The sequence below is a fragment of the Prevotella sp. khp7 genome, from assembly GCF_900109055.1.
Classification (GTDB): Bacteria; Bacteroidota; Bacteroidia; order Bacteroidales; family Bacteroidaceae; genus Prevotella.
In genome coordinates, this window is the sequence record NZ_FOIV01000002.1 from 650371 (window position 1) to 673145 (window position 22775).

The 22775-nt window shown below is 45.9% G+C and carries 10 protein-coding genes and 1 pseudogene; 6 read left to right on the forward strand and 5 right to left on the reverse strand.

The genetic code is table 11. The features are described 5' to 3' along the window. Nucleotides 1–32: 32 nt before the first annotated feature. The 4 genes from BMX82_RS06270 to BMX82_RS06285 form a co-directional block, all read right to left on the reverse strand. Nucleotides 33–1769 carry a DUF6057 family protein gene (locus BMX82_RS06270; RefSeq protein WP_091766989.1) on the reverse strand — a complete coding sequence of 579 codons (1737 nt, stop codon included), beginning with the start codon at nucleotides 1767–1769 and terminating at the stop codon, nucleotides 33–35. A 71-nt stretch (nucleotides 1770–1840) separates the two neighbouring features. Beyond that, on the reverse strand, nucleotides 1841–2605 hold the full coding sequence (locus BMX82_RS06275; RefSeq protein WP_036914012.1) for a hypothetical protein: 765 nt from the start codon (nucleotides 2603–2605) through the stop codon (nucleotides 1841–1843). Between the two features lie 21 nt (nucleotides 2606–2626). Then, nucleotides 2627–4528: a RagB/SusD family nutrient uptake outer membrane protein gene (locus tag BMX82_RS06280; protein WP_081911198.1), complete on the reverse strand. Its 1902-nt coding sequence runs from the start codon at nucleotides 4526–4528 to the stop codon at nucleotides 2627–2629. A gap of 15 nt (nucleotides 4529–4543) precedes the next feature. Continuing rightward, a complete protein-coding gene (locus BMX82_RS06285; RefSeq protein WP_255396553.1) occupies nucleotides 4544–7729 on the reverse strand; it encodes a SusC/RagA family TonB-linked outer membrane protein in 3186 nt (1061 codons plus the stop codon). Between the two features lie 622 nt (nucleotides 7730–8351). Here BMX82_RS06285 and BMX82_RS06290 point away from each other — a divergent pair. The 4 genes from BMX82_RS06290 to BMX82_RS06305 all read left to right on the forward strand — a co-directional run bounded on the left by BMX82_RS06290 (nucleotide 8352) and on the right by BMX82_RS06305 (nucleotide 18539). After that, the gene (locus BMX82_RS06290) at nucleotides 8352–11441 is read left to right on the forward strand and encodes a SusC/RagA family TonB-linked outer membrane protein (protein WP_255396554.1); all 3090 of its coding nucleotides are present in this window, start codon (nucleotides 8352–8354) and stop codon (nucleotides 11439–11441) included. Between the two features lie 18 nt (nucleotides 11442–11459). Beyond that, nucleotides 11460–13268, forward strand: coding sequence for a RagB/SusD family nutrient uptake outer membrane protein (locus BMX82_RS06295; protein ID WP_091766998.1), 1809 nt, complete (start codon nucleotides 11460–11462; stop codon nucleotides 13266–13268). Between the two features lie 326 nt (nucleotides 13269–13594). Then, nucleotides 13595–16717 (forward strand): SusC/RagA family TonB-linked outer membrane protein, encoded by a 3123-nt coding sequence (locus BMX82_RS06300; protein ID WP_091767000.1) that lies wholly within the window; start codon nucleotides 13595–13597, stop codon nucleotides 16715–16717. A gap of 19 nt (nucleotides 16718–16736) precedes the next feature. Then, nucleotides 16737–18539: a RagB/SusD family nutrient uptake outer membrane protein gene (locus BMX82_RS06305; protein ID WP_177172032.1), complete on the forward strand. Its 1803-nt coding sequence runs from the start codon at nucleotides 16737–16739 to the stop codon at nucleotides 18537–18539. A 389-nt stretch (nucleotides 18540–18928) separates the two neighbouring features. Here BMX82_RS06305 and BMX82_RS06310 read toward each other — a convergent pair whose 3' ends face one another. Then, nucleotides 18929–20455 (reverse strand): carboxylesterase/lipase family protein, encoded by a 1527-nt coding sequence (locus tag BMX82_RS06310; protein ID WP_051949856.1) that lies wholly within the window; start codon nucleotides 20453–20455, stop codon nucleotides 18929–18931. 218 nt (nucleotides 20456–20673) lie between these two features. On the opposite strand from BMX82_RS06310, the pseudogene BMX82_RS13275 reads away from it, so the two are divergent. Together BMX82_RS13275 and BMX82_RS13280 are read left to right on the forward strand one after the other, a co-directional pair. Then, nucleotides 20674–21600, forward strand: a pseudogene (locus BMX82_RS13275) (family 43 glycosylhydrolase); the annotation flags it as partial. 462 nt (nucleotides 21601–22062) lie between these two features. Next, entirely contained in the window at nucleotides 22063–22773 is a 711-nt protein-coding gene (locus tag BMX82_RS13280) for an acetylxylan esterase (RefSeq protein WP_369794054.1), read from the forward strand. Nucleotides 22774–22775: the final 2 nt, after the last annotated feature.

The following is a 22775-nucleotide window of genomic DNA, read 5'->3' on the forward strand; positions in this document are numbered from 1 at the left end:
GATTTATTGCGTTTTCATTATATGCAGGCCTATTAATAGACCATGCGCCCGAAGATGTTGTAATACCAGTAAGTATCTCCCCATTCTTCATACATTTCCTCACGTATCTTCTCTGGTGACTTTCTTGCCTTTGCCCTATTTTCAAGAGCCTCCCAGAACTGTTTGTAGTGGTCGAAAACTGTCTGTTCTACTGGGAGCATCATGCGTTTTTTTTCAGGAGCCTTATCCATATACATAATATATGCCTCTTGAGCATGCAAAGGAAAATTCTCGTTCATGTGCAATTTTGCATAATTGCGGAGCGATGGCCAGAAACGACGTGAATCGCAACGAATCATTGAATAGAACAACGCTTGTTCCGAAGTCACTTTATAATTGGACTCGTACCAGAGGCTGATGCTATTTACGACATAACTATCGCTGTTTTCAACTCCGGTGAGCTCATCGGGATAAGACTTCTGTAGCATGTTTACGTTTGCCGTGACTGGAGCCGGTTCCCAATTGTCGTAAAACAGATGATGATGCAATTGAGCGGTATAGCGTTCAACAAGCTCTTTATCTCCTTTTGTAAGTGCACAGCGGGAAAGCATTCTCAGGAAGAAGGGCGAGAAACCTGCTTGTATGGCAAGTTCGAAATTCAAGCGAATAGCTTCGTTTATCATTCCATAATTGTAGTATACCAGAGGTGATGCAATATCCAAAAGGGTGACGCGAATAGAATCGGGATTCTTGATAGGATAACAGATGTTCCCCATCTTAAACGACTGATTGAGTAGATCTCCTTCGTTCATTAGGGCGATATTCTTTAGCATTACAATCGTAGTTGTCGGTTTGTGGTTTTCTGTTGCAACATTAAGCACTTCGTGCCAGTTATCTGCATCTGCGTAGCGTACCATGCGCATTTCGTCGATGTAGTTTTGGTCGTGGTACATAAGTGAAGAGGTAAAGAGGATACCTGCAACAGCACACAAGATTGGAATGAAGAACTTGGAAAGATAACGATAGCAAAGCGGGATGAGTACAGATATTGCACCTAGTACCCAGAATGGGATGGTGAGATGGTCTGTCTTATCACTTGCGGTTATGAAGCGAGGCAGGCCTGCCAGAATCACGTCGTCGAATTTTAGATTAGAATAGTATTGAGTATACCAAATGCTGGCGGTAAAGATAAGTATTACAATACCAATAATTTCTCGCCATGTTATTTTTTCAGCAAGAACCAAACATAAAACGAAAAGCAGTGCAAACCATCCAAGCACTGGATAGATGCAGAAAGCAAGCAAATACCATGCAAAATGCCATTTGCGTGGAGTGGAACGTGCTACCCACAAAAGTAACAGCATGACTAGATAACCTACCGACTGCGAGAACCAATATCCTCTGATGGTGGATACATAAATCCAATAGCCCAAATCGACAATAGATGTGAGCAGACAGGCTACAGGCAAGAGCATCAGTGCCGAGGCACTTCCCTGTAACCGGAATGCTTTAGAACCCACAAAATAGATAAGTAGCCAAATCGCTGCCAAAATGCCAGAGCCCAAGGCCGGATAATAGAAAAGCTGTGTGAGCCAGGCGCCCACATACTGCATCAAACCAAATGGTTTTTGCATCATAGCGTGGAAGAATGGAGTCCCATAAAGGTATTCTGATCGGTCGTGAGCCGTGTAGAGCACCTCTTGGTTTATGCATATTACATATACAGCATATGATATGAAAGTCAGCAAACTTACATATAATATGACACCAGACACATTGCTTTTTTTCATTGTTTTTTGGTTATAAAAGGCTGACCCATTTGATTGGGTCAGCCCATTAGTATTATACTGCTTAGGAAATATTATTCCTCATAGTAAATAGCATTGATCTGACAGCTACCAGAAGTAATCATAAGGTCGAGGTCTTTACCAGCACCACCATTACCACGGGCACAATCCTTAGCAATAGCCTCGGTAAGTGGAAGCTCCCACAAACCATTGGTGAACTGAACATCCTTATCATTATCGTAGCGGGCACTCCACCAACCATTCATAATACGGCCAGCACAATCAGGAGTAGCGTCTGAGATATCGAAGATCAGAGTCTTGAAGCCCCAATAAACATCATCAGAAAGGTAAGGCAAGAAACCTTCATTTCCATTAATATCTTTGAACTTACCCTCATTATCGCTGAAACGCATAGCTGCAGCATCCCATGCACCTGGTCTGAATGGTGGCTGAGCAACAGGATCCTCACCATAAATCCAGTACTTCTGAAGTGGATTAGTAATTTCCTGACAGCTGATAGGGAAGTCGGCAGTAACTACAGTTCCATCAGCACAAAGAGCTGTAAGAGTTACGGTATGATCACCGAGTTTCATCTTTTTCCATGCATAGTTACCGATAAGATCCTTACCACCAAGAGTCCATTTTGCATTGACTGGTGCTGAAGTAGAACAAGTAACTACATTGCCATTCAGGCCACTGGCTGCCTTATCAACAGTCACAGAACTCAAAGCCTTAAGTTCGTCTACAGATATATGACCGCCATTGCCAATATTCTCCTGAACAGGATCGCAGGCAATAAACGCAAACACTGCGACAAAAAGCATAAATATCTTTTTCATATTGAATACTTAATTATAACATTAATATAGTGTAACATACTGGGTTTCAGCACTAGCAGCATCCCAACCAGGGTTCTGTTCGAGCTTACCATTCATAAGATTGATCTGAGACTGAGGCTTAGCCAAGAAACCGTTAGTATCGGCATAACGCTTAGCCCAAGAGCAAGTCATATGTGCCATCTTACGCTTGTTAGCTTTATCACCAAGACAAACAATCAGCTTGCCAGCCTGAGCCTGAAGTGCTTTAGCAGCGTATGAACTTTCGCCAGAATCAATACCTGACCAACGACGCATATCGTTGAAACGCAGACCTTCAAATACAAACTCCCAACGACGTTCATCCTGAAGAGCCTTCAAAGAATAAGTAGTTGTCAGAGGCACACCAGCACGAGCCTGTACCTGATTCATGTACTGAACATCACCTGTGAGCTCAGAAGCCATCAACAGAACGTCAGCATAACGCATCAGATAATAGTCCTCGAAGTGGTCACCCTGCATAGGATTGTCAAGTGAACTGCTAGAATAACCTGTAACAGCATCCCACCATGGGCTATCGCCTGTCAAAGCATCAAGAGTAATAGAGTTGAACTTCTTAACTCCATAACCAGACTCCTCACAGTCGTCCTTTACATACGAATAATCTGCACACTCGTTTTCACAGTCGATCAAAGAACCGAGCTTACGGATGTCACTGTAACCTCCATTGTTCTCAGCAATTGTCCAGTCGTCCCAAATATTACATGAAGGAGTTCCCTGTCCCCAACCCTGAGTGAACGGATAGGTGTAATCGCGGTTACCGTTGTTACCGTTTACACGCAGTCCCCAGAATGTTGACAGATAGTTACAGTACATACGGCTGGTAGAATACATACCACCATTTTCAATTGCACCATTAATACCCCACTTAGAAGCATTCATGAACTGAATCTGGAAGATTTCCTCTGTGTTGCCATTACCCATGCCAGGCTGGTCGAAGCAGTTCTCACGCTTCATGTCTTTAATGAACTCATAAGCATGACCTTCACCATCATGAGCCTCATCCCACAGCAAACTGTTAGAATACTGCCAGAGTGAACGATAGTCCTCACAGAGTTTGTAACCACCAGTGGCAATAATATCCTTAAGAGCATTTACAACATCAGCTTTAGAAAGAGAACCTCCCTGGCATCCTTCCTGCTCAACAAGATTGATAGTGGCATCTCCTGTAGAGAGATCACTAACCTTCTTATAGAAGCCAGCCCAGAACATATATGCACGTGCGAGGAATGCTTCTGCAGCAAACTTATTTGCATGACCATCACCATATCCAGCTGTTGTACTCATCAGGTTCTTACCAGAAGTGAAGTCTGAAAGAATTTGTGGATAGATAACTTCATCAGCACTAACCTGCTGCTGCATCTCTTCTGTAATAGTGGTAGAAGTAATCAGGGGCACATCACCATACAACTGTGTAAGCCACAAAGTATAGAGGCCACGCATGAAGTAAGCCTCACCAAGAAGCTGATCACGCTGTGCTTTTTCCTTATCTGTCCAAGGCACATTATCAATAGTCTCGATTGTATTGTTTGCACGAGCGATACCACCATAAAGAAGGAGGAATGGAGTCTCGTACTGGTTACTACTCATCTGAACGAGATGATGAAGAGATTTAACCTTGTTGTCCTGCAGACCACCACTTCCATAGCAGTTATCTGACATTACCTCCCACCAGAAGAAAATATTCTGGTTATCTGAGTCACCACCACCCATAGTATTCATGATACTATAGATTCCAGCAATCTCAGCCTCAACATCTCCAGGCTTACCAGGGAAAGTAGCCTGTGTCATCTCTGTAGGACGTGGATCTGTGTCCAGCATATCGTTACAAGATGTAAACACACCCGCTGACAAAACAGCTAACGATGATAAAATATACTTTTTCATATCTTAATAGTCGAATTAGAATTTAATACTTGCACCAACCAAATATGTACGAGATGGTGGGTAAAGACCAAGATCAATACCAGAAGCCCAGCTATCAGAGCCACCAGATGAACCAACCTCAGGATCGAGACCTGTATAACTGGTGAATGTATAGAGGTTCTGAGCCTGTACATAGAGACGAAGCTGCTGGAATGGGCAGCCCTTCCAAATGTTCTTAAAGTCGTAACCGAGAGTTACAGTCTTAATTTTGAAGTAGTCGGCATCCTCCATGTAGCGTGTAGAGTTCCAGATAGTGTTCTGGTGACCTGTACCTGAGATGCGTGGCTGAGTGTTAGAAGTGCCCTCACCATGCCAACGGTCCAGAATTGTGGTGTCATAGTTGTGCCACCAAGAATCACCATATGAACGGTAAGAACGCATAATCTGCTGTCCAAATGCACCAGCACCGTTCACAGCGAAATCAAAGCCTTTATAGCTCAAACCGAGGTTAACACCAAGCATAATATCTGGGTTAGGATTACCAATTTCGTGACGGTCGCTATTTGCACCTTCTGAGTAATCGATTACGCCATCATTATTCCAGTCATCCCAGATGCAGTCACCAGGCATTGCGTTGTCAAGAACAGCCTTACCAGCCTGACGGGCAGCATCAATCTGGTCCTGAGTCTGCCAGATACCGCTGTACGACATGCCATAGAAGTAACCGATTGGCTTACCTTCCTCAGCACGGTAGAGGAATTCTGTACCCTGTGAGAGGATACCACCTGCTCCATTTACATAGTGGTTCTCGTTAGCGATACGAGTAACCTTATTCTTATTGGTATAAAGGTTTACACCAACATTATAGCTGAAATCCTTACCAATATTGTCGTTCCATGTAAGAGCGAGCTCAAAACCAGTGTTCTCAACGTCACCACCATTAATATAAGCAGGGCTAGCACCATAGATACCAATCTGAGGACCTCTGATCAACCAGTCCTTAGTGGTCTTCTTATACCAGTCGAAGTTTACACCCAGACGACTATTGAGGAAACGAGCATCGAAACCAAAGTCAAGCTGCTCAGAAGTTTCCCAAGTCAGGTCAGGATTAGGAACGATATCTGCATAAGCACCAGTCTTTGGAGTACCACCGATAGAAGTTGCCATATCAGAACCGAACTTATAACCACTGTCACCAGAACCACCAGACTGACGGATAGTAGCCAGATACTGGTACTTCGGAATACGGTTGTTACCATTCTGACCCCAAGAAGCACGGATCTTCAAGAAGTCCATCCAGCTCTTGGTGCTCTCCATGAATTTTTCATTAGAAATTACCCAACCTGCAGATACAGATGGGAAGAAGCCCCAACGCTGACCGTCATTAAAGATACTAGAACCATCATAACGCATGGTTACAGTAGCCATATAAGTCTCATTCCAGTCCCAAGTCAGACGACCGAAATAAGAAGCGAGATACTCCTCATCATTTGGAGAACCTGTAAGAGTAGCATCAGTAGCACTTGTAAGCTTCATATTAGAAAGATATGCAGAATCCCAACCCTTCAGAGTTGCAAGCTGCTCACCAAGTTTAGCCTTGTTCGAACCACCGATATTTACGCCCCAAGCACTGCTCTGGAAGCTCTGGCCAACCATGGCGCTAATCTTATGACCAGCAATCATAGGAAGATCGTAAGTCAAAGTGTTCTCAATAGAGAAATTACTGCTCAACCAAGCATTCTGGCTTACAGAATATGATTCAACTGTACCTGATCCAGAAGATGGAGAACGTGGCTCACCATAGTTGCGGTATGCACCAGCACCCCAATTATAATTGAACTGCGAACGGAATCTCAGACCCTTAATAGGCTGAATGGTCAGGAATGCAGTGGCACTTGCATTGAGGTTGCGGCTCTCAGCCATTGAGTTGAAGCCACCCTTCTCAAGGCCTTCCCATGGGTTCTTGAACCAATAGTCATTCCAACCAGCACCATAATTAACATGGTTATAGATTTCACCATTGTCTGCATACTGTGGAACGAGTGGGCTGGTCTGAAGCAGGTCATGAATATAGCTCCAGTACATACCATCCTCAGCGAGGTCGTGGTTCTTGCTATAGCCTAGAGAGATATTCTCACCGATAGTGATAACATCGAAGTCCTTAGCTTTCAGGAGCACGTGGTCGCTGTTGATGCGAATAGTGTGACGATTGTAGTAAGAAGCTCTGTCTGCACCCATGATACCTTCGTTACCAGTATAGGTATAAGACATATTGAACTTAGAACGATCAGAACCACCAGTCAAGGTTACAGAATGGTTCTGCTGAACAGCATTCTTATTATCAAATGCGCCCCACCAGTCAGTACCTTCCCAACCATTAGCCACCTTATTCAGGATATCCTGTGGAACATAAGCAGAGAAATCAACTTTCTGACCAGAAGTATTGAAGCTATACTCGTCCATGATGGTCATGAACTGCTGAGCATTGAGCAGCTGTGGACGCTTATAAACGTTAGACCATCCCATTGCACCGTTATAGCTGAGTTCAATCTTACCAGCCTTACCCTGCTTAGTAGTAACCAAAATAACACCGTTAGCAGCACGTGATCCGTAAATAGCTGCAGATGCAGCATCCTTCAGAACGTCGATGCTCTCGATATCGTTAGGGTTAATACCATCGAGGTTACCACCAGCAACACCATCAATTACATAAAGGGGCTGAGAGTCACCAGTAGTACCGATACCACGGATGTAAACCTTATAGCCCTTACCAGGCTGTGTAGATGAACTTGTGATCTGCACACCAGGAGTACTTGACTGCATGGCTTCGAGTGCATTGGTAGTGTTCAGCTTGGCGATGTCTTCACCCTTTACCTGAACGGTAGCACCTGTAACCAGTTTTTTCTTCATCGTACCGTAACCTACAACGACTATGTCGTTCAGTGTTGTGTTGTCTTCTTTCAGTACGATGGTAAGGTCGTTCTTTCCGGCAACCTTGACGTTCTGGGTTACATAACCCACATAAGAAATTGTAATGGTGGCATCTGAAGCTGCCTCCACAGAGAACTTACCATCCAGGTCGGTAATTGCGCCCTTCTGGCTACCCTGTACTTTAACAGTCGCACCGATAATCGGTACACCTGCTTCATCATTCACCGTTCCCTTGACGAGGCTCTGAGCCAGTGCTCCCAGGGGGAACAAACAGAGCAGGAACAGTGCCATTAACGGCTTTTGCAGTGATTTAAAATTCCACATAATTAAATTAGTTAGATAATTGTTATGATAATGTAGATTGATATAATTTAATTTTGTCTGAGCGTCAAATCCGTCGCGGTGTTCGCTAGCGGGTGCAAAGATATTATAAAATTAACTTAAATACTTTGTTATATGTATCGTTGCTTTTTTATTTTGTTTCGATGTGTTAAAATGTTACATGCCATAAAGTATTAGAAACAAACAATAAAGTATTATTGCTTAATGTGAGGGTGGTCGATGTCGTTTTGATGCTCTTTTTTATTATATAATAATGTGTGATAGGTGGGAAAATGGCCTATGTAGGGGCACTTGAAGGAGAGTTTTTGGGTCGTTGGTGGCAGAAAAACAAAGTAATATCATCGTTTAGGTGGAAAAAATAAGTGTAAAATAACACTTGTTACAATCTGCAAAATACGTGATACTTAATACAAATGAAAGTTAAATTATAATTCTTATCTTTGCAGCGGAAAGTTGAAAGCCAAGCCAATAACGAGGCAATCTGAAACACTTTTTTAAATTTTAAATATTACCATTATCTAACTAAATTAATTCATTTATGTGTAATTTTAAATTCGTGCAAAAGCCGTTAATGGCACTGTTCCTGCTCTGTTTGTTCCCCCTGGGAGCATTGGCTCAGAGTGTAATCAAGGGAACGGTGAATGATGAGGCGGGCGGACCGATTATCGGTGCGACTGTTAAAGTACAGGGTAGCCAGAAGGGCGCAATTACCGACCTGGATGGTAAGTTCTCTGTGGAGGCAGCTTCGAATGCCACCATTACAATTTCTTATGTGGGTTACATAACCCAGAACGTCAAGGTTGCCGGAAAGAGCAACCTTACCATCGTACTGAAAGAAGACAATACGACGCTGAACGACGTGGTTGTCATTGGTTATGGTGTTCAGAGAAAGAGTGACTTGACGGGATCGGTTGCTTCTGTAAAGGCTGACGACATCAAGAATCTGTCAACTGCTGATGCTGCTGCCGCCCTTCAGGGTAAGGTTTCTGGTGTGAACGTATTGACCAATGGCTCTCCTGGTAGTGGTGCCGACATTCGTGTACGTGGTTATTCATCTAACTCAGAGAATATTTCTCCTCTTTATATCGTTGATGGTCTGCAGGTTAAAAGCATCCAGTATCTTGATCCTCAGCTGATTGAGTCAATTGAGATTCTGAAGGATGCCGCTTCTGCCGCAATCTACGGTGCTGAGGCCGGTAATGGTGTTGTCCTTGTTACCACCAAGAAGGGTGACGAGGGTAGGGTTTCTGTTAACTACACGGGTAGAGCTACCCTGCAGAACTTCACCAGACGTCCTCTGATGAATCGTAAGGATTTCCTGAAATACATTGCTTATGAGTATGGTCAGGAAGATGTTGACAAGCGACTCAAGGACTTTGACTACAGTCATCCTTATTATGATGGCGGTGTAATCGATCAGGACTGGATCAGTGCCTACATCGAGCCCACATGGAGCCAGCAGCATACAGTCAGTGTATCAGGTGGTAACACGAAGGGCCACTTCTTCACTTCTCTGAACTACGTTCATCAGAATGGTGTTGTAAAGGGCGATAAGGATGTGTACAAGCGCATTACGGGTCAGGTGAATGCCGACTATAATATCTACAAGTGGTTGCAGGTTGGTTCAAACAACTCTATTGAGAAGTGGGAGACCAAGAGTGTGTCACAGCGTGCTTATGGTTCTTCGTTCGAGCAGATGATCCAAATGGACCCTCTGACCCCGGTTTACTGGACCAAACCTGATGAGATGTCACTCTCTGTAAGAACCGTTTACGACGCACTTCAGAATGGTACAGCCGATCAGAACTACCGTCTGTTCCGTGACGAGAAGGGTTGGTTTGCCAACACCAAGTACTCTGACATGGAGGGTAGTCCTCTGGCTAAGCGTGATGCTACCGATGGTACTAATGGCGGTTGGAACATCAATGGTACGTTGTTTGCCAACTTGATGCCTATCAAGGGCCTGACTATTACCTCACGTCTTGGTTATCGCATTAACTATAATGTTGAGCACAGCTATACCGCTCCTTTCTGGATTGGTGACCGTGGTAACCAGACCACCTATTCTATTTCTACAAATACCTACACTGGTTGGTACTACCAGTGGGAGAACTTCGCCAACTATAATATTACGCTGGCCAAAAAGCACAATATCGGTGCCATGATTGGTATGTCATACCGTGAGAGCAATTCAGATGACTCAAGAATCAGTTCTTCTGGTGCCGACATCCTCCAGTCATACGAGCCCAACTTCCGTTATATCTCTTATCTGAAGGACGATGCTCCTAAGACTGTCAGCAACGCTCCCAGCAAGAGTGCTTCTGTTGCTTATTTCGGACGTCTGACCTATAACTACGACAGCCGTTACTTCTTCCAGTTCAACATCCGTCGCGATGCATACGACTCTTCTAAGTTGTCAAAGGCTAATCGTTGGGGTACCTTCCCATCTGTATCGGCTGGTTGGACTATCAGCAATGAGAAGTTCTTCAAAGACATAGTTTCAACAGATGCTGTTTCGTTCTTGAAACTCCGTGCTTCTTGGGGTACTAACGGTAATATCTCAGTGCTGAGAAATTATCCTTATACTGCAGCTATCGCAAAGGGTAGCAGTTGGTATCAGTACAATGTAGATCAGATTGGTTCTGTATATGGTTCACATCCTGACAAACTGGCTAACCCCAGCCTGACATGGGAGACTTTGAAGCAGGTAGACCTCGGTCTTGACGCCCGCTTCCTCGGCAACCGACTCTCATTTACCGCTGCTTACTACGACAAGCGTACCAAGGATCTGCTCTTCAGCGTATCTGTTCCTTCAGAGCTTGGCTTTACATCAGTTGTTACCAATGGTGGTACCGTACTGAACAGAGGTCTCGAACTTGAGCTTGGTTGGAGAGACCGTATCAACGACTTCGCTTACTCTATTAGCGGTAACCTCACCACTATTAAGAATAAGGTGCTTTCGCTGGCCGAGGGCGCTACACCAACGTATAAGACTGACGCCAGCTCTACAAACTATAAGATCCGTACTGCCTTTGAGGAGGGTCACTCTATCTGGTACCTGAATGGTTTCGTTTACGAGGGTCTTGATGCAGACGGCAATCCTAAGTACAAAGATTTGAACGGTGACGGCGAAATCGGTACTGACGATATGACTGATATCGGTCGCACAACACCTTCTTTCACCTATGGTATCAACATCACAGCTGCTTGGAAGGGCTTCGACCTGATGATCAACGGTTATGGTCAGGGTGGTAACAAGATTTTGCCAGTTCTCCATCGTACAGGTTATAAGAACGGCCTGAAGTACTATCTTGACGAGGCTAGAACTCCAGAGAATCCTGGTGGTTCAATTCCTCATCCCGAGAAGATCTACAGCCCCGATGAGCCGTTCTGGTCTTCAACTGGTAACCTGTTCAGCGGAAACTTCTTCCGCATCAAGCAGTTGCAGTTGGGTTATACTATCCCTGCCAATATCACCAAGAAGGCAGCCATCAGTAACCTGCGTTTGTACGTATCTCTCGACGACTTCTTCACCATCACCAGCTATCCCGGTCTGGATCCGGAGACGGCTTCTACCAACAACTTCTCAGGAGCTGGCCTCGACTGGGGTTCATACCCAACTATGAAGAAGCTGATTCTGGGTGTAAACGTTACATTCTAATTTAAAGCTTAATTGAAAATGAAAAAGATATTTTATCCTATATTGTTAGTGTTCGCTGTTGGCTTTGCCTCTTGCGAAGACAACCTTGACATTGCTCAGAAGGGTACTGTTAGCACAGAGAATTACTATGCGACTGATGCTGATGCAGAGTCTGCCCTTGCTGATATGTATGCCGATTTCGTTCAGAATGTAGCCGGTACTCAGGGTATTGACAACCCAGAGCAGGTGATTTTGAACTACTCAGCCGACGATATCCTGTCAGCGGGTGGTAACAAGTCTGACCACTTGGATTTCCGTGTATATGATGAGTTCAGATATAACGAATCTAACCCCGTATTGAAAGAGTGTTACAACCGTTATGTTGGTTCTATCTATCACGCCAACCTCGTTATCTCTAACCTGTCTACTGAGAACCGTAATGGTAAGGAACCAAACTTCACCAGTGCTTATTCTAAGCAGTGTGTCGAGGAAGCTCGTGTGATGCGTGCTTATCTTCACATGATGATGGCTGCTATTTGGAACCGTCCAGCCATTCTGGATCGTCTTCTTGAACCCGACGAGATGCCTGTACAGGCTGAAAGTCAGGAGCAGATTTTTAAGTGGGTTGTCTCTGAGTGTGACAAGGCCATCAATTCTGGTTCGCTGCCCAAGCGTAATGGTACTGGCGATAAGAACTCTACAGCCCGCATGACCGTAGGTTTCGCTCAGTTCGTAGCTGGTAAGGCTGCTATGTTTGCCAACGATCCCGCTACTGCACGTAAGTATCTTGGCGACCTGATTAACTCTGGTAATTATAAGCTCGTTGCTTCTGATGAGTATTGGACCAACTTCCACGTTGCTGGCGACGGAAACTCTGAGAAGATTTTTGAGCCAAACTTCATCTATGACAATACCGCTTCTTTCTGGGATAATGTATGGCGTAGCCGTTGGATGGTTGCTGATGTATTCTGTTGGCGTACCGATGCTTTGGCTTCAATGCCTGCTGTATGTCCAGCCGCAGGTTGGAATGGTGGTGCTATCCAGCAGGATTTCGCTAAAAAGTTCGTTGAGCATGATGGCAATTCACCCCGTCGTCGCGCTTGCTTCCTGACTGAGGATGAGTTCTTGTATGAGATGGAATGGAATTCAGACAAGAACGATGCTTCTCTTGCTGAAAAGAAGTCTGACCCCAACCGTGGTATCAAGGTTTCTGCCGGTATCTATAGCCATGGTCCGTACTTCGAGTGGAAACACATGGCATACGCCAAGGTTCCAAAGATTCTGAGCGGTGGTAAGGATTATCCTGGCGACAACGTTTCTGAGATCATGGGTGGTGCATCAACTCAGAAGAACTTCATGGTTGCCCGTTATGCCGAGGCCCTTCTGCTTTATGCTGAGGCTTGCATCGGTGCCGACGAGGCCAATGGTCTGAAGGCACTTAACGAGGTACAGGAGCGTTCAGGTTCTGGTAAGATCAGCAAGTCGCTCACTTTCGAGGATGTGATGGAAGAGAAGCAGTACGAGATGTGGTTCGAGAACTGCCGTTTCCTCGACCTCGTTCGTTGGGCTAAGCAGGGTAAGGTGAACCTTGATGAGATCTTCAATAAGAGATATGGTGGTATCCACAAGCACATACCTACTGTTTACGATGAGTTCTTTATTGAGGGTAAGCCTGGATTCGGTAAGGAGCACAAGTTGTTCACTGATTATTCTGTAGCTGATCACAATGACTTCTCTGACAAGTATATGTACTTGCCGTTCCCGCTCGACTGCCGTCTGGCCAACCACTTCAAGAACGTTCTTGGTTGGGAAGGTCTGAATGGCGCTTCTGAAGAAGCTGCTGAGTAAGCAGGAATATCATTCCAAATAAACTGAATTAGGGAGAGACCACCATGGCCTCTCCCTATTTTTATTGTTCCCTTTTTTGCCTATATGTATGATTTGTTGCCAAAAAAGCAACATCTAGATACTCCTTTTCGTAGATTGCATTTTTTAATTTAAATGTTAGATAAAATAAAGTATTTGTTACAAGAAATAAAGTCATGGAATAAATAATTGTTGTATATTTGCACCAGGAAAAGCGATTCTGTAAGCTAGACATAGATTACAAATTTAATCAACCGTTTACATATATATAACTATTATCTAACTTAAATTAAACTTATTAAACTGTTATGTGGAATTCAAATTCACTACGTAAGCCGTTAGTGTCTCTGTTCCTACTCTGTATGTTCCCCTTGGGGGCATTGGCTCAGAGTGTAATCAAGGGAACGGTGAATGATGAGACAGGCGGACCGATTATCGGTGCGACTGTTAAAGTACAGGGAACTCAAAAGGGTGGAATCACCGACCTGGATGGTAAGTTCTCTGTGGAGGCAGCATCGAATGCTACCATTACAATTTCTTATGTGGGTTACATAACCCAAAATGTTAAGGTTGCCGGAAAGAACGACCTTACCATCGTACTGAAAGAAGACAATACGACGCTGAACGACGTGGTTGTCATTGGTTATGGTGTTCAGAGAAAGAGTGACTTGACGGGATCGGTTGCTTCTGTAAAGGCTGACGACATCAAGAATCTGTCAACCGCTGATGCCGCTGCCGCCCTTCAGGGTAAGGTCTCTGGTATTAATGTGTTAACCAACGCTTCTCCTGGTAGTGGTGCCGACATCCGTGTACGTGGTTATTCATCTAACTCACAGAACATCGCGCCTCTTTATATCGTTGATGGTCTGCAGGTTAGCAGCATACAATATCTTGATCCTCAACTAATTGAGTCAATTGAGATTCTGAAGGATGCCGCTTCTGCCGCAATCTACGGTGCTGAGGCCGGTAATGGTGTTGTCCTTGTTACCACCAAGAAGGGTGACGAGGGTAGGGTTTCTATCAACTATACGGGTAGAGCTACCCTGCAGAACTTCACCAGACGTCCTTTGATGGGGCGTGACGACTTCATCAGATATATGGTATATGAGTATGGTCAGGATGATGTTGACAAACAGCTCAAATCCAATGATTACATTCATCCTTATTATGATGGCGGTGTAATCGATCAGGACTGGATCAGTGCCTACATCGAGCCCACATGGAGCCAGCAGCATACAGTCAGTGTATCAGGTGGTAACACGAAGGGCCACTTCTTCACTTCTCTGAACTACGTTCATCAGAACGGTGTTGTAAAGGGCGATAAGGATGTGTACAAGCGCATTACGGGTCAGGTGAATGCCGACTATAATATCTACAAGTGGTTGCAGGTTGGTTCAAACAACTCTATTGAGAAGTGGGACACCAAGAGCGTGTCACAGCGTGGCTATAGTTCTTCGTTCGAGCAGATGATCCAGATAGATCCTCTGACCCCGGTTTACTGGACCACACCTGATGAGATGTCACTCTCTGTAAGAACCGTTTACGACGCACTTCAGAATGGCACTGCCGATCAGAACTACCGTCTGTTCCGTGACGAGAAGGGTTGGTTCGCCAATACCAAGTACTCTGAGTTGGAGGGTAGTCCTCTGGCTAAGCGTGATACCAGCGACGGTACTGATGGCGGTTGGAACATCAATGGTACATTGTTTGCCAACTTGATGCCTATCAAGGGCCTGACTATCACTTCGCGTCTGGGTTATCGTCTGAATTTCAGCAATACTCATAGCTATACCGCTCCTTATTGGATTGGTGACCGTGGTAACCAGAGCAACTATTCCATCTCAGAAACCACCAATACTGGCTGGTACTACCAATGGGAGAACTTCGCCAACTATAACATTACGCTGGCCAAAAAGCATAATATCGGTGCCATGATTGGTATGTCATACCGTGAGAGCAACAAGGATAATTCAAGTATCAGCTCTTCTGGTGCCGACATCCTGCAGTCATACGAGCCCAACTTCCGTTATATCTCTTATCTGAAGGACGACGCTCCTAAGAAAGTCAGCAATTCTCCCAGCAAGAGTGCTTCTGTTGCTTATTTCGGACGTCTGACCTATAACTACGACAACCGTTACTTCTTCCAGTTCAATATCCGTCGTGACGCTTTCGATACTTCAAAACTGTCAAAGAAGAACCGTTGGGGTACCTTCCCGTCATTCTCTGGTGGTTGGACTGTCAGCAAAGAGAAGTTCTTCACGGATCTTGTTCCTACCAGCGTCGTTTCGTTTTTGAAACTCCGTGCTTCTTGGGGACGAAATGGTAATATCTCAGTGTTGAGCAATTATCCTTATACTGCAGCTATCTCGAAGGGTAGCACATGGTATCAGCTTCATGTCGATGAAATCGGTTCCAGATACGGTTCTGCTCCAGACAAGTTGGCCAACCCCAATCTGACATGGGAAACCTCTGAGCAGGTTGACCTCGGTCTTGATGCCCGTTTCCTCGATAATCGCCTGTCATTCGGCGTCGATTACTACGACAAGCGTACCAAGGATCTGCTTTTCAGCATATCAGTTCCTTCAGAACTTGGCTTCACGTCGGTGATGACCAATGGTGGTACCGTATTGAACAGAGGTCTCGAACTTGAACTTGGCTGGAAGGACCGCATCGGCGATTTTTCTTACTCTGTAAATGGTAACTTCTCTACACTGAAGAACAAGGTGCTCGCATTGGCCAAGGGCGCAAATCCTACCTATAGAACTGATGCTGGTTCTACGAACTTCCAGATTAAGACTGTTTTCGAGGAAGGACACTCAATTTGGCATCTGTATGGTTATATCTATGAAGGGATGGATGCAGACGGTAATCCTATCTTCACGGATCTGAATGGTGATGGTCAGATTGGTACCGATGATATGACTGATATCGGTCGTACCACTCCTTCGTTCACCTATGGTGTCAACGTCACTGCTGCCTGGAAGGGCTTCGACCTGCTGATCAACGGTTATGGTCAGGGTGGTAACAAGATTCTGCCAGTCATCCATAGTAATGGTTACAAGAATGGTCTGAAGTGGTATCTCGACAATGCAAGAACTCCAGAGAATCCTGATGGAACGATTCCTCATCCTGGCGTAATCATGCAGCCAAATGTTCCTTTCTGGTCATCTACAGGTAACTTGTTTAGCGGCAACTACTTCCGCGTCAAGCAGTTGCAGTTGGGCTATACTATCCCTGCCAATATCACCAAGAAGGCAGCCATCAGCAACCTGCGACTGTATGTATCGCTTGACGACTTCTTCACCATCACCAGCTATCCCGGTCTGGATCCGGAGACGGCTTCTACCAACAACTTCTCAGGAGCTGGCCTCGACTGGGGTTCATACCCAACTATGAAGAAGCTGATTCTGGGTGTAAACGTTACATTCTAAAAAACTAATGCATAAAAAGATGAAAAAATTGATATTCCCCGCACTTTTTGTATGTGCATTCGGTGCAGTGTCTTGTGATAGTAATCTTGACATTGATCAGAAAGGTGTTGTTGATGCCGGTGGTTACTATGCATCTGATGCGGACGCAGACGCCGCCCTTATGGATATGTATGGTACATATATTCAGAACGTAGCAGGTACTGAAGGCATCGACAACCCTGAGCAGGTATTGTTGAACTATTCAGCCGATGATATTCTGGCAGGTGGCGGCAGCAAAGGCAGTCACGACGCTTTCCGCGTGTTCGATGAGTTTACCTATAATGAGTCAAATAGTACGCTGAAGTCGTGTTATAACCGTTATGTGGCATCCATCTACCATGCCAACCTCGTCATCTCTAATCTTTCTACAGAGAACCGTAATGGTACTGAGCCTAAGTTTACCAGCGCATATTCTAAGCAGTGTGTCGAGGAGGCTCGTGTGATGCGTGCATATCTTCATCTCATGATGGCTGCCATCTGGAATCGTCCTGCCATTTTGGACCGTCTGTTGGAATCCGACGAGATGCCTGTACAGGCCGAGAGTCAGGAACAGGTGTTGAAGTGGGTTGTCTCTGAGTGCGACAAGGCCATCAATTCTGGTTACCTGCCCAAGCGTAATGGTATTGGCGACAAGGATGCTACAGCTCGTATGAGTGTAGGCTTTGCTCAGTTTATTGCTGGTAAGGCTGCTATGTTTGCCAATGACCCCGCTACCGCACGTAAGTATCTCGGCGACCTGATTAAGTCGGGTGACTATAAGCTGATACCTTCTGACGAGTACTGGACCAACTTCCACATTGCTGGTGACGGAAACTCTGAGAAGATTTTTGAGCCTAATTACATCTATGACAGTAACGCTGGTAGTTCGAATGATAAGAACTCCCGCAGTCGTTGGATGGTTGCCAATCTGTTCAACTGGCGCACTCAGGCTTTGGCCTCAATGCCTGCTGTATGTCCGGCTGCAGGTTGGAGCGGTGGTGCTATCCAGCAGGATTTCGCTAAAAAGTTCGTTGAGCATGATGGCAATTCACCCCGTCGTCGCGCTTGCTTCCTGACCGAGGAGGAGTTCTTGTACGAGGTCGAATGGAATTCAGACAAGAACGATGCACCCCTTGCCGAGAAGGAAACGGATCCCAATCGTGGTATCAAAGCCGCTACCGGTATCTTCAGCCATGGCCCGTACTTCGAGTGGAAGCACATGTCATTTGCTAAGGCTCCAAAGCTGCTGACTGGCGGTAAGGACTATCCCCGTGACAATGTGCCCGAAATCCAGGCTGGTGTCTCTAATCAGAAGAACTTTAATGTAGCCCGTTATGCCGAGGCTCTTCTGCTCTATGCCGAGGCTTGCATCGGTAGTTCAGAAGAGGCCAATGGTCTGAAGGCGCTTAACGAGGTACAGGAGCGTTCTGGTTCTGGTAAGATTAGCAAGTCGCTCACTTTCGAGGATGTGATGGAAGAGAAGCAGTACGAGATGTGGTTCGAGAACTGCCGTTTCCTTGACCTCGTCCGTTGGGCTAAACAGGGTAAGGTAAATCTTGATGAGGTATATAACAAGAGATATGGTGGCATCCATACGAAGGTGCCTGTTGTTTACGATGAGTTCTTCACCAAGGGTGCTGCTAAGCACAAACTGTATGTGGAGTATTCAAATGTGAACTACAATGACTTCTCTGACAAGTATATGTACTTGCCGTTCCCGCTCGACTGCCGTCTGGCCAACCACTTCAAGAATGTTCTTGGCTGGGAGAGCCTGAATGACACTTCTGAAGAAGGAGCAGAGTAACCACGAATGTTAGGATTATATTAATTTAGTATTAAGATTGTTTTGGTATTCTAGAAGAGAGGAGTGTTGCGTTGTGATAACGTGGCACTCTTTTTATTCTCTCTGGAACATCCTTTTATAGATTCATGTTTTTACGTAATAATATCATTTTTATATCAAATCAATTGATAATGAGGTAGATATATCGAGTAATATTAACTCGTTTAACGTCATAGCTTGTTATATTTTGTATGCTATCTCTTAAATGTTTGAAGATATGGGATTTAGACTAATCAGATGCCATGATAAAAAGTAAAACAAGTTGTTTTACTATCGTTAAGACTATCTAAAGCCGTGTAAAGAATAGCCTCTTTGAGGGTAAAACAAGTTGTTTTACTTTAAGGGAGATATTACTTCATGAAGTAGTTCGGCATCTGAGCGGGCTCTGGAGCTATCGGCTCACCCATCTCAGAGGCTTCTGCGTCTTGCTTGTCAAGCTTGAAGAGCATGAATTCGGGTTTGTCTTCTGTACAAGGAGCCCAACCTAAACCTTCGTTTTTGCCGTTACCATTGGGGTCGCTGTACTTGGCAAAGTTGGTCCATGCGGTAAGCATTTTCTCAGAAAGGTCCCAGTCGCCCTGAGTCCAGGGGCGCCAGCAGTGCTGTAGGCTCTTGAACACATACCACAGGTCGCTGGAGTGGAAGGCTCCTTTCAGTCGCTGTGTCACCTCAGGATGAGAGCCGTCGTCGGGCAACGGGCGGGCAAACTCATAGGCCCAAGCCTTCTTGCCTTGACTGTCGCGAACCTTACAGAACTCGGCGATACCAGGTCCCATGGCGCCTAGGTCGTTAAGTGTGTAACCAATCATGTAAGGCACGTCGGCAATAGAGCCCTCGCGAGCAGCCTCGTCGAAACTCTTTAGTGATACATAGCCGTCGATAATGGGGCGCTCCATGAGGAAGAGGTCGGTCTTGTTTACCATGTTGTATAAGTTGCCTATGGTATAGAGAATCTCAGTTGAGGTGGCGCGGAGTTTCTGGAGGTCTGTCAGTCCTGCCCAGTCCATCACCTTCTTGGTCTCAGCCTCGGCCTCTTTCAGAGTCGGGTTGTATGTGAAGAACTTGTTCATTGGCGTGGCGGGCTTTGCTTCCTTACCTTCTTCAGCGGGGATGTTGAGACCGCCGCCGCTCATGATGACAGCTTTGTGGAACAGACCGCGAGCCAGAGGCGATTCACAGATGGTGCGCACGCTACCAGCACCTGCACTCTGCCCGAAGATGGTGACGTTATCGGGATCACCGCCAAACTGGGCGATGTTTTCCTTGATCCACTTCAACGATTGTATCTGGTCGAGAATGCCGTAGTTGCCTGAAACACCGTGTGGACTCTCTGCCGACAGCTCACCGTAAGGCATGAAACCGAAGATGCCGAGACGATAGTTGATAGTGACCAGTACCACATCCTTAGCCGCCCATTCCTGTCCGTCGAACTCTGGTTCGGTGCCCCATCCCTCACGGTAGCCACCGCCATGAATCCATAATGCTACTGGAAGTTTCTTCTCAACCTCGCCGGGTGCCTTGGTATAGACGTTCAGGTAAAGACAGTCTTCACTTGCGGGTGCTTCGTCTCCATAACCCCACTCAGTGGTGTAGCCACCGGGGTAGTGTACAGACTGGTATCCGGGATGACCGAATTTGTCGCACTGGCGTATGCCCTCCCATGCCACAACGGGTTGTGGCTCTTTCCATCTCAGATCGCCGATAGGAGGTGCTGCATAGGGTATACCTTTGTAAACAAACACATCGGGATTCTCAGCCCGGACGCCTTGAATCTGGCCGCCTTCAACGGTCAGTACGGGGCACTCATCGCTATTTGTGCCAGAAGTGCAACCCATCATCATTGCCAGTAGTGGCAGTAATAAAAATAGTTTTTTCATATAAATGTTTATTGAATGAATGGTTGATAGTCGTTGCAAAGATAGAAAGAATCTATGAGTATTCCTTTGTTATTTGTATCATGGATTATACGTTATGTAACATTCGCATAGAAAACCTTTGTTGCTGATTAAACCATTTCCTTTTGGTTTAATCTAATTGGAAAATACTTTGTATATTTGCATCAACTAAAGTTCAACGATTAATAACAATAACCCTAATGAAAAAATTACTAAGTCTATTTTTCGTGGGTGTGCCGCTCCTTGCAGTGGCACAAAACCCTGTCATCCGTGACCAGTTCTCGGCTGACCCCACAGCTCGTGTATTTAACGATAAGGTGTATCTCTACCCGTCGCACGACATCATGCCCCCCGAGGGACAGCGTCAGGACTGGTTCTGCATGGAGGATTATCACGTGTTCTCATCAGAGAATCTGACCGACTGGACAGACCACGGCGTGATCGTGACTCAGAACAAGGTGCCCTGGGTAAGGCCTGACTCTTATTCGATGTGGGCGCCCGACTGTGTTTACAGAAACGGAAAATACTATTTCTATTTCCCATCAGCACCCGCAGCGGGTAAAGGTTTTGGCTTCGGTATAGGTGTAGCCATAGCCGACAGTCCTGAAGGACCGTTCATCCCTGAGCCAGAGCCTATCAAGGGCATCAGCGGTATTGACCCATGCGTGCTCCAGGCTTCGGATGGTAACGCTTACATCTTCTGGGGTGCCGGACGTTGTGCCAAACTCAAGCCAAACATGAAGGAAATAGCCGACGATACCCCGACAGAAAAAGTGAAGTGGGGCGAGCGCGAATTTGAGATGAAAGGTGTTAACTGCCTCAAGGATCTGCCCAACCGTCAGGCAGAGGGCCCTTTCGCTTTCGAGTATAACGGCAACTATTATCTGACCTATCCTTATGTAAGGGAAAATACCGAGGTACTTGGATATGCAATGAGTAAGAATCCGATGGGCCCATACGAATACAAGGGACTCATCATGGCAGAGCACGACAACGGCTGTTGGACTAATCACCACAGCATCATTAACTACAAAGGTCAGTGGTATCTGTTCTATCATCGCAACCACTTCTCACCACGTGACGACAAACGTCGCTCTGTATGTATAGAGAAGTTGTACTTCAATCCCGACGGTACCATCCAAGAGGTGAAGCCTACCTTGCGTGGCGTGGGTATCAACCAAGCCACAGAGAAAATCGACGTTGACCGCTTCAGCACAGCTAGTGCTGATGTTACCTCACAGCTCATCGATACCGTTAATACCTTCCGTGGCTTCGAGGCTACTCTTCCTGTGAAGGGCAGTTGGATGAAGTATACCGATGTTGACTTTACTAACCTGAGCGATGGTTATGTCATCGTTAGTGCCAAGGCAGCAGGTAATACCAAATTCTTCATTCGTGAGAACACCGCCAATGGTAAGGTGATTGCCGAGATCGAGATGACCGTGAAGCCCGAGACACCAGAAGGCATGCCTGCCATGTTCCGTCGCGACTTCAGCAACCAGTGGCTCTCACTGACTGCTCCGTTGAACTACACTCCGAAGGGTGTTGCAAATCTGGTAATCACTTGTGAGGGCGATGCCGGTGTCAGCATCGACTGGGTTCAGTTCAAGAACCGTCCCAAGTACTTCTCGCCTGTAACAACTCCCGCTGCACAGCCTGACGACGAAGGCTTCATCCGTCGCTGGATGCTTTTGGAACCTATTGACAAACCTAATAGCGGTAACACCGTTTTTACCGACAGCTATCTGCGTGAGCACTTCGGCATGGAGTACTTCAAGGGGCAGCAAACCATCGTTCCGAAGAACGGTCAGAAGGTAAAAGTATCGTTTAAGCGCGAAGAGGTTCCCGCAGGCTTCGGTCGCGGTTTCGGTCAGCAGCAGGCTCCCGCAGAGCCAGTGATTAAGACCGTTAACCAGACACTCACCTGGCATGCTCTTGACAGTGAGAATATGAACGTGAAACTGTTCCGCTTTGCTGAGAAGTGGGGGCAGCAGGTATATGGTGTACTCTTCTGGGCAGTGACCATCATCGACTGCGACGAGGACATCGAGAACGTACGTCTGGCGGTAGGATCTAACTCTGCCTCTATGTGGTGGCTCAACGGCGAGGAGGCTCTCTTGCTCTCTGGTGACCGGCGTATGGTAAAGGATGATGCCATGTCACCACGTCTCACCCTCAAGAAGGGACGTAATATCCTGCGTGGCGCCATCATCAATGGCCCAGGTATGAGCGACTTCTGTGTCCGCTTCCTTGACGAGAAAGGTAATCCAGTAAAGAACTATTCAATCAAAGCTCAATAAAA

Excerpts from the sequence above, each read along its gene's own strand:
- BMX82_RS06295 (WP_091766998.1), top strand. The coding sequence starts at position 11,460 with ATGAAAAAGATATTTTATCCTATATTGTTAGTGTTCGCTGTTGGCTTT.
- BMX82_RS06290 (WP_255396554.1), top strand. The coding sequence starts at position 8,352 with ATGGCACTGTTCCTGCTCTGTTTGTTCCCCCTGGGAGCATTGGCTCAG.
- BMX82_RS06285 (WP_255396553.1), bottom strand. The coding sequence starts at position 7,729 with ATGGCACTGTTCCTGCTCTGTTTGTTCCCCCTGGGAGCACTGGCTCAG.
- BMX82_RS06305 (WP_177172032.1), top strand. The coding sequence starts at position 16,737 with ATGAAAAAATTGATATTCCCCGCACTTTTTGTATGTGCATTCGGTGCA.
- BMX82_RS06275 (WP_036914012.1), bottom strand. The coding sequence starts at position 2,605 with ATGAAAAAGATATTTATGCTTTTTGTCGCAGTGTTTGCGTTTATTGCC.
- BMX82_RS06300 (WP_091767000.1), top strand. The coding sequence starts at position 13,595 with ATGTGGAATTCAAATTCACTACGTAAGCCGTTAGTGTCTCTGTTCCTA.
- BMX82_RS06270 (WP_091766989.1), bottom strand. The coding sequence starts at position 1,769 with ATGAAAAAAAGCAATGTGTCTGGTGTCATATTATATGTAAGTTTGCTG.
- BMX82_RS06280 (WP_081911198.1), bottom strand. The coding sequence starts at position 4,528 with ATGAAAAAGTATATTTTATCATCGTTAGCTGTTTTGTCAGCGGGTGTG.
- BMX82_RS06310 (WP_051949856.1), bottom strand. The coding sequence starts at position 20,455 with ATGAAAAAACTATTTTTATTACTGCCACTACTGGCAATGATGATGGGT.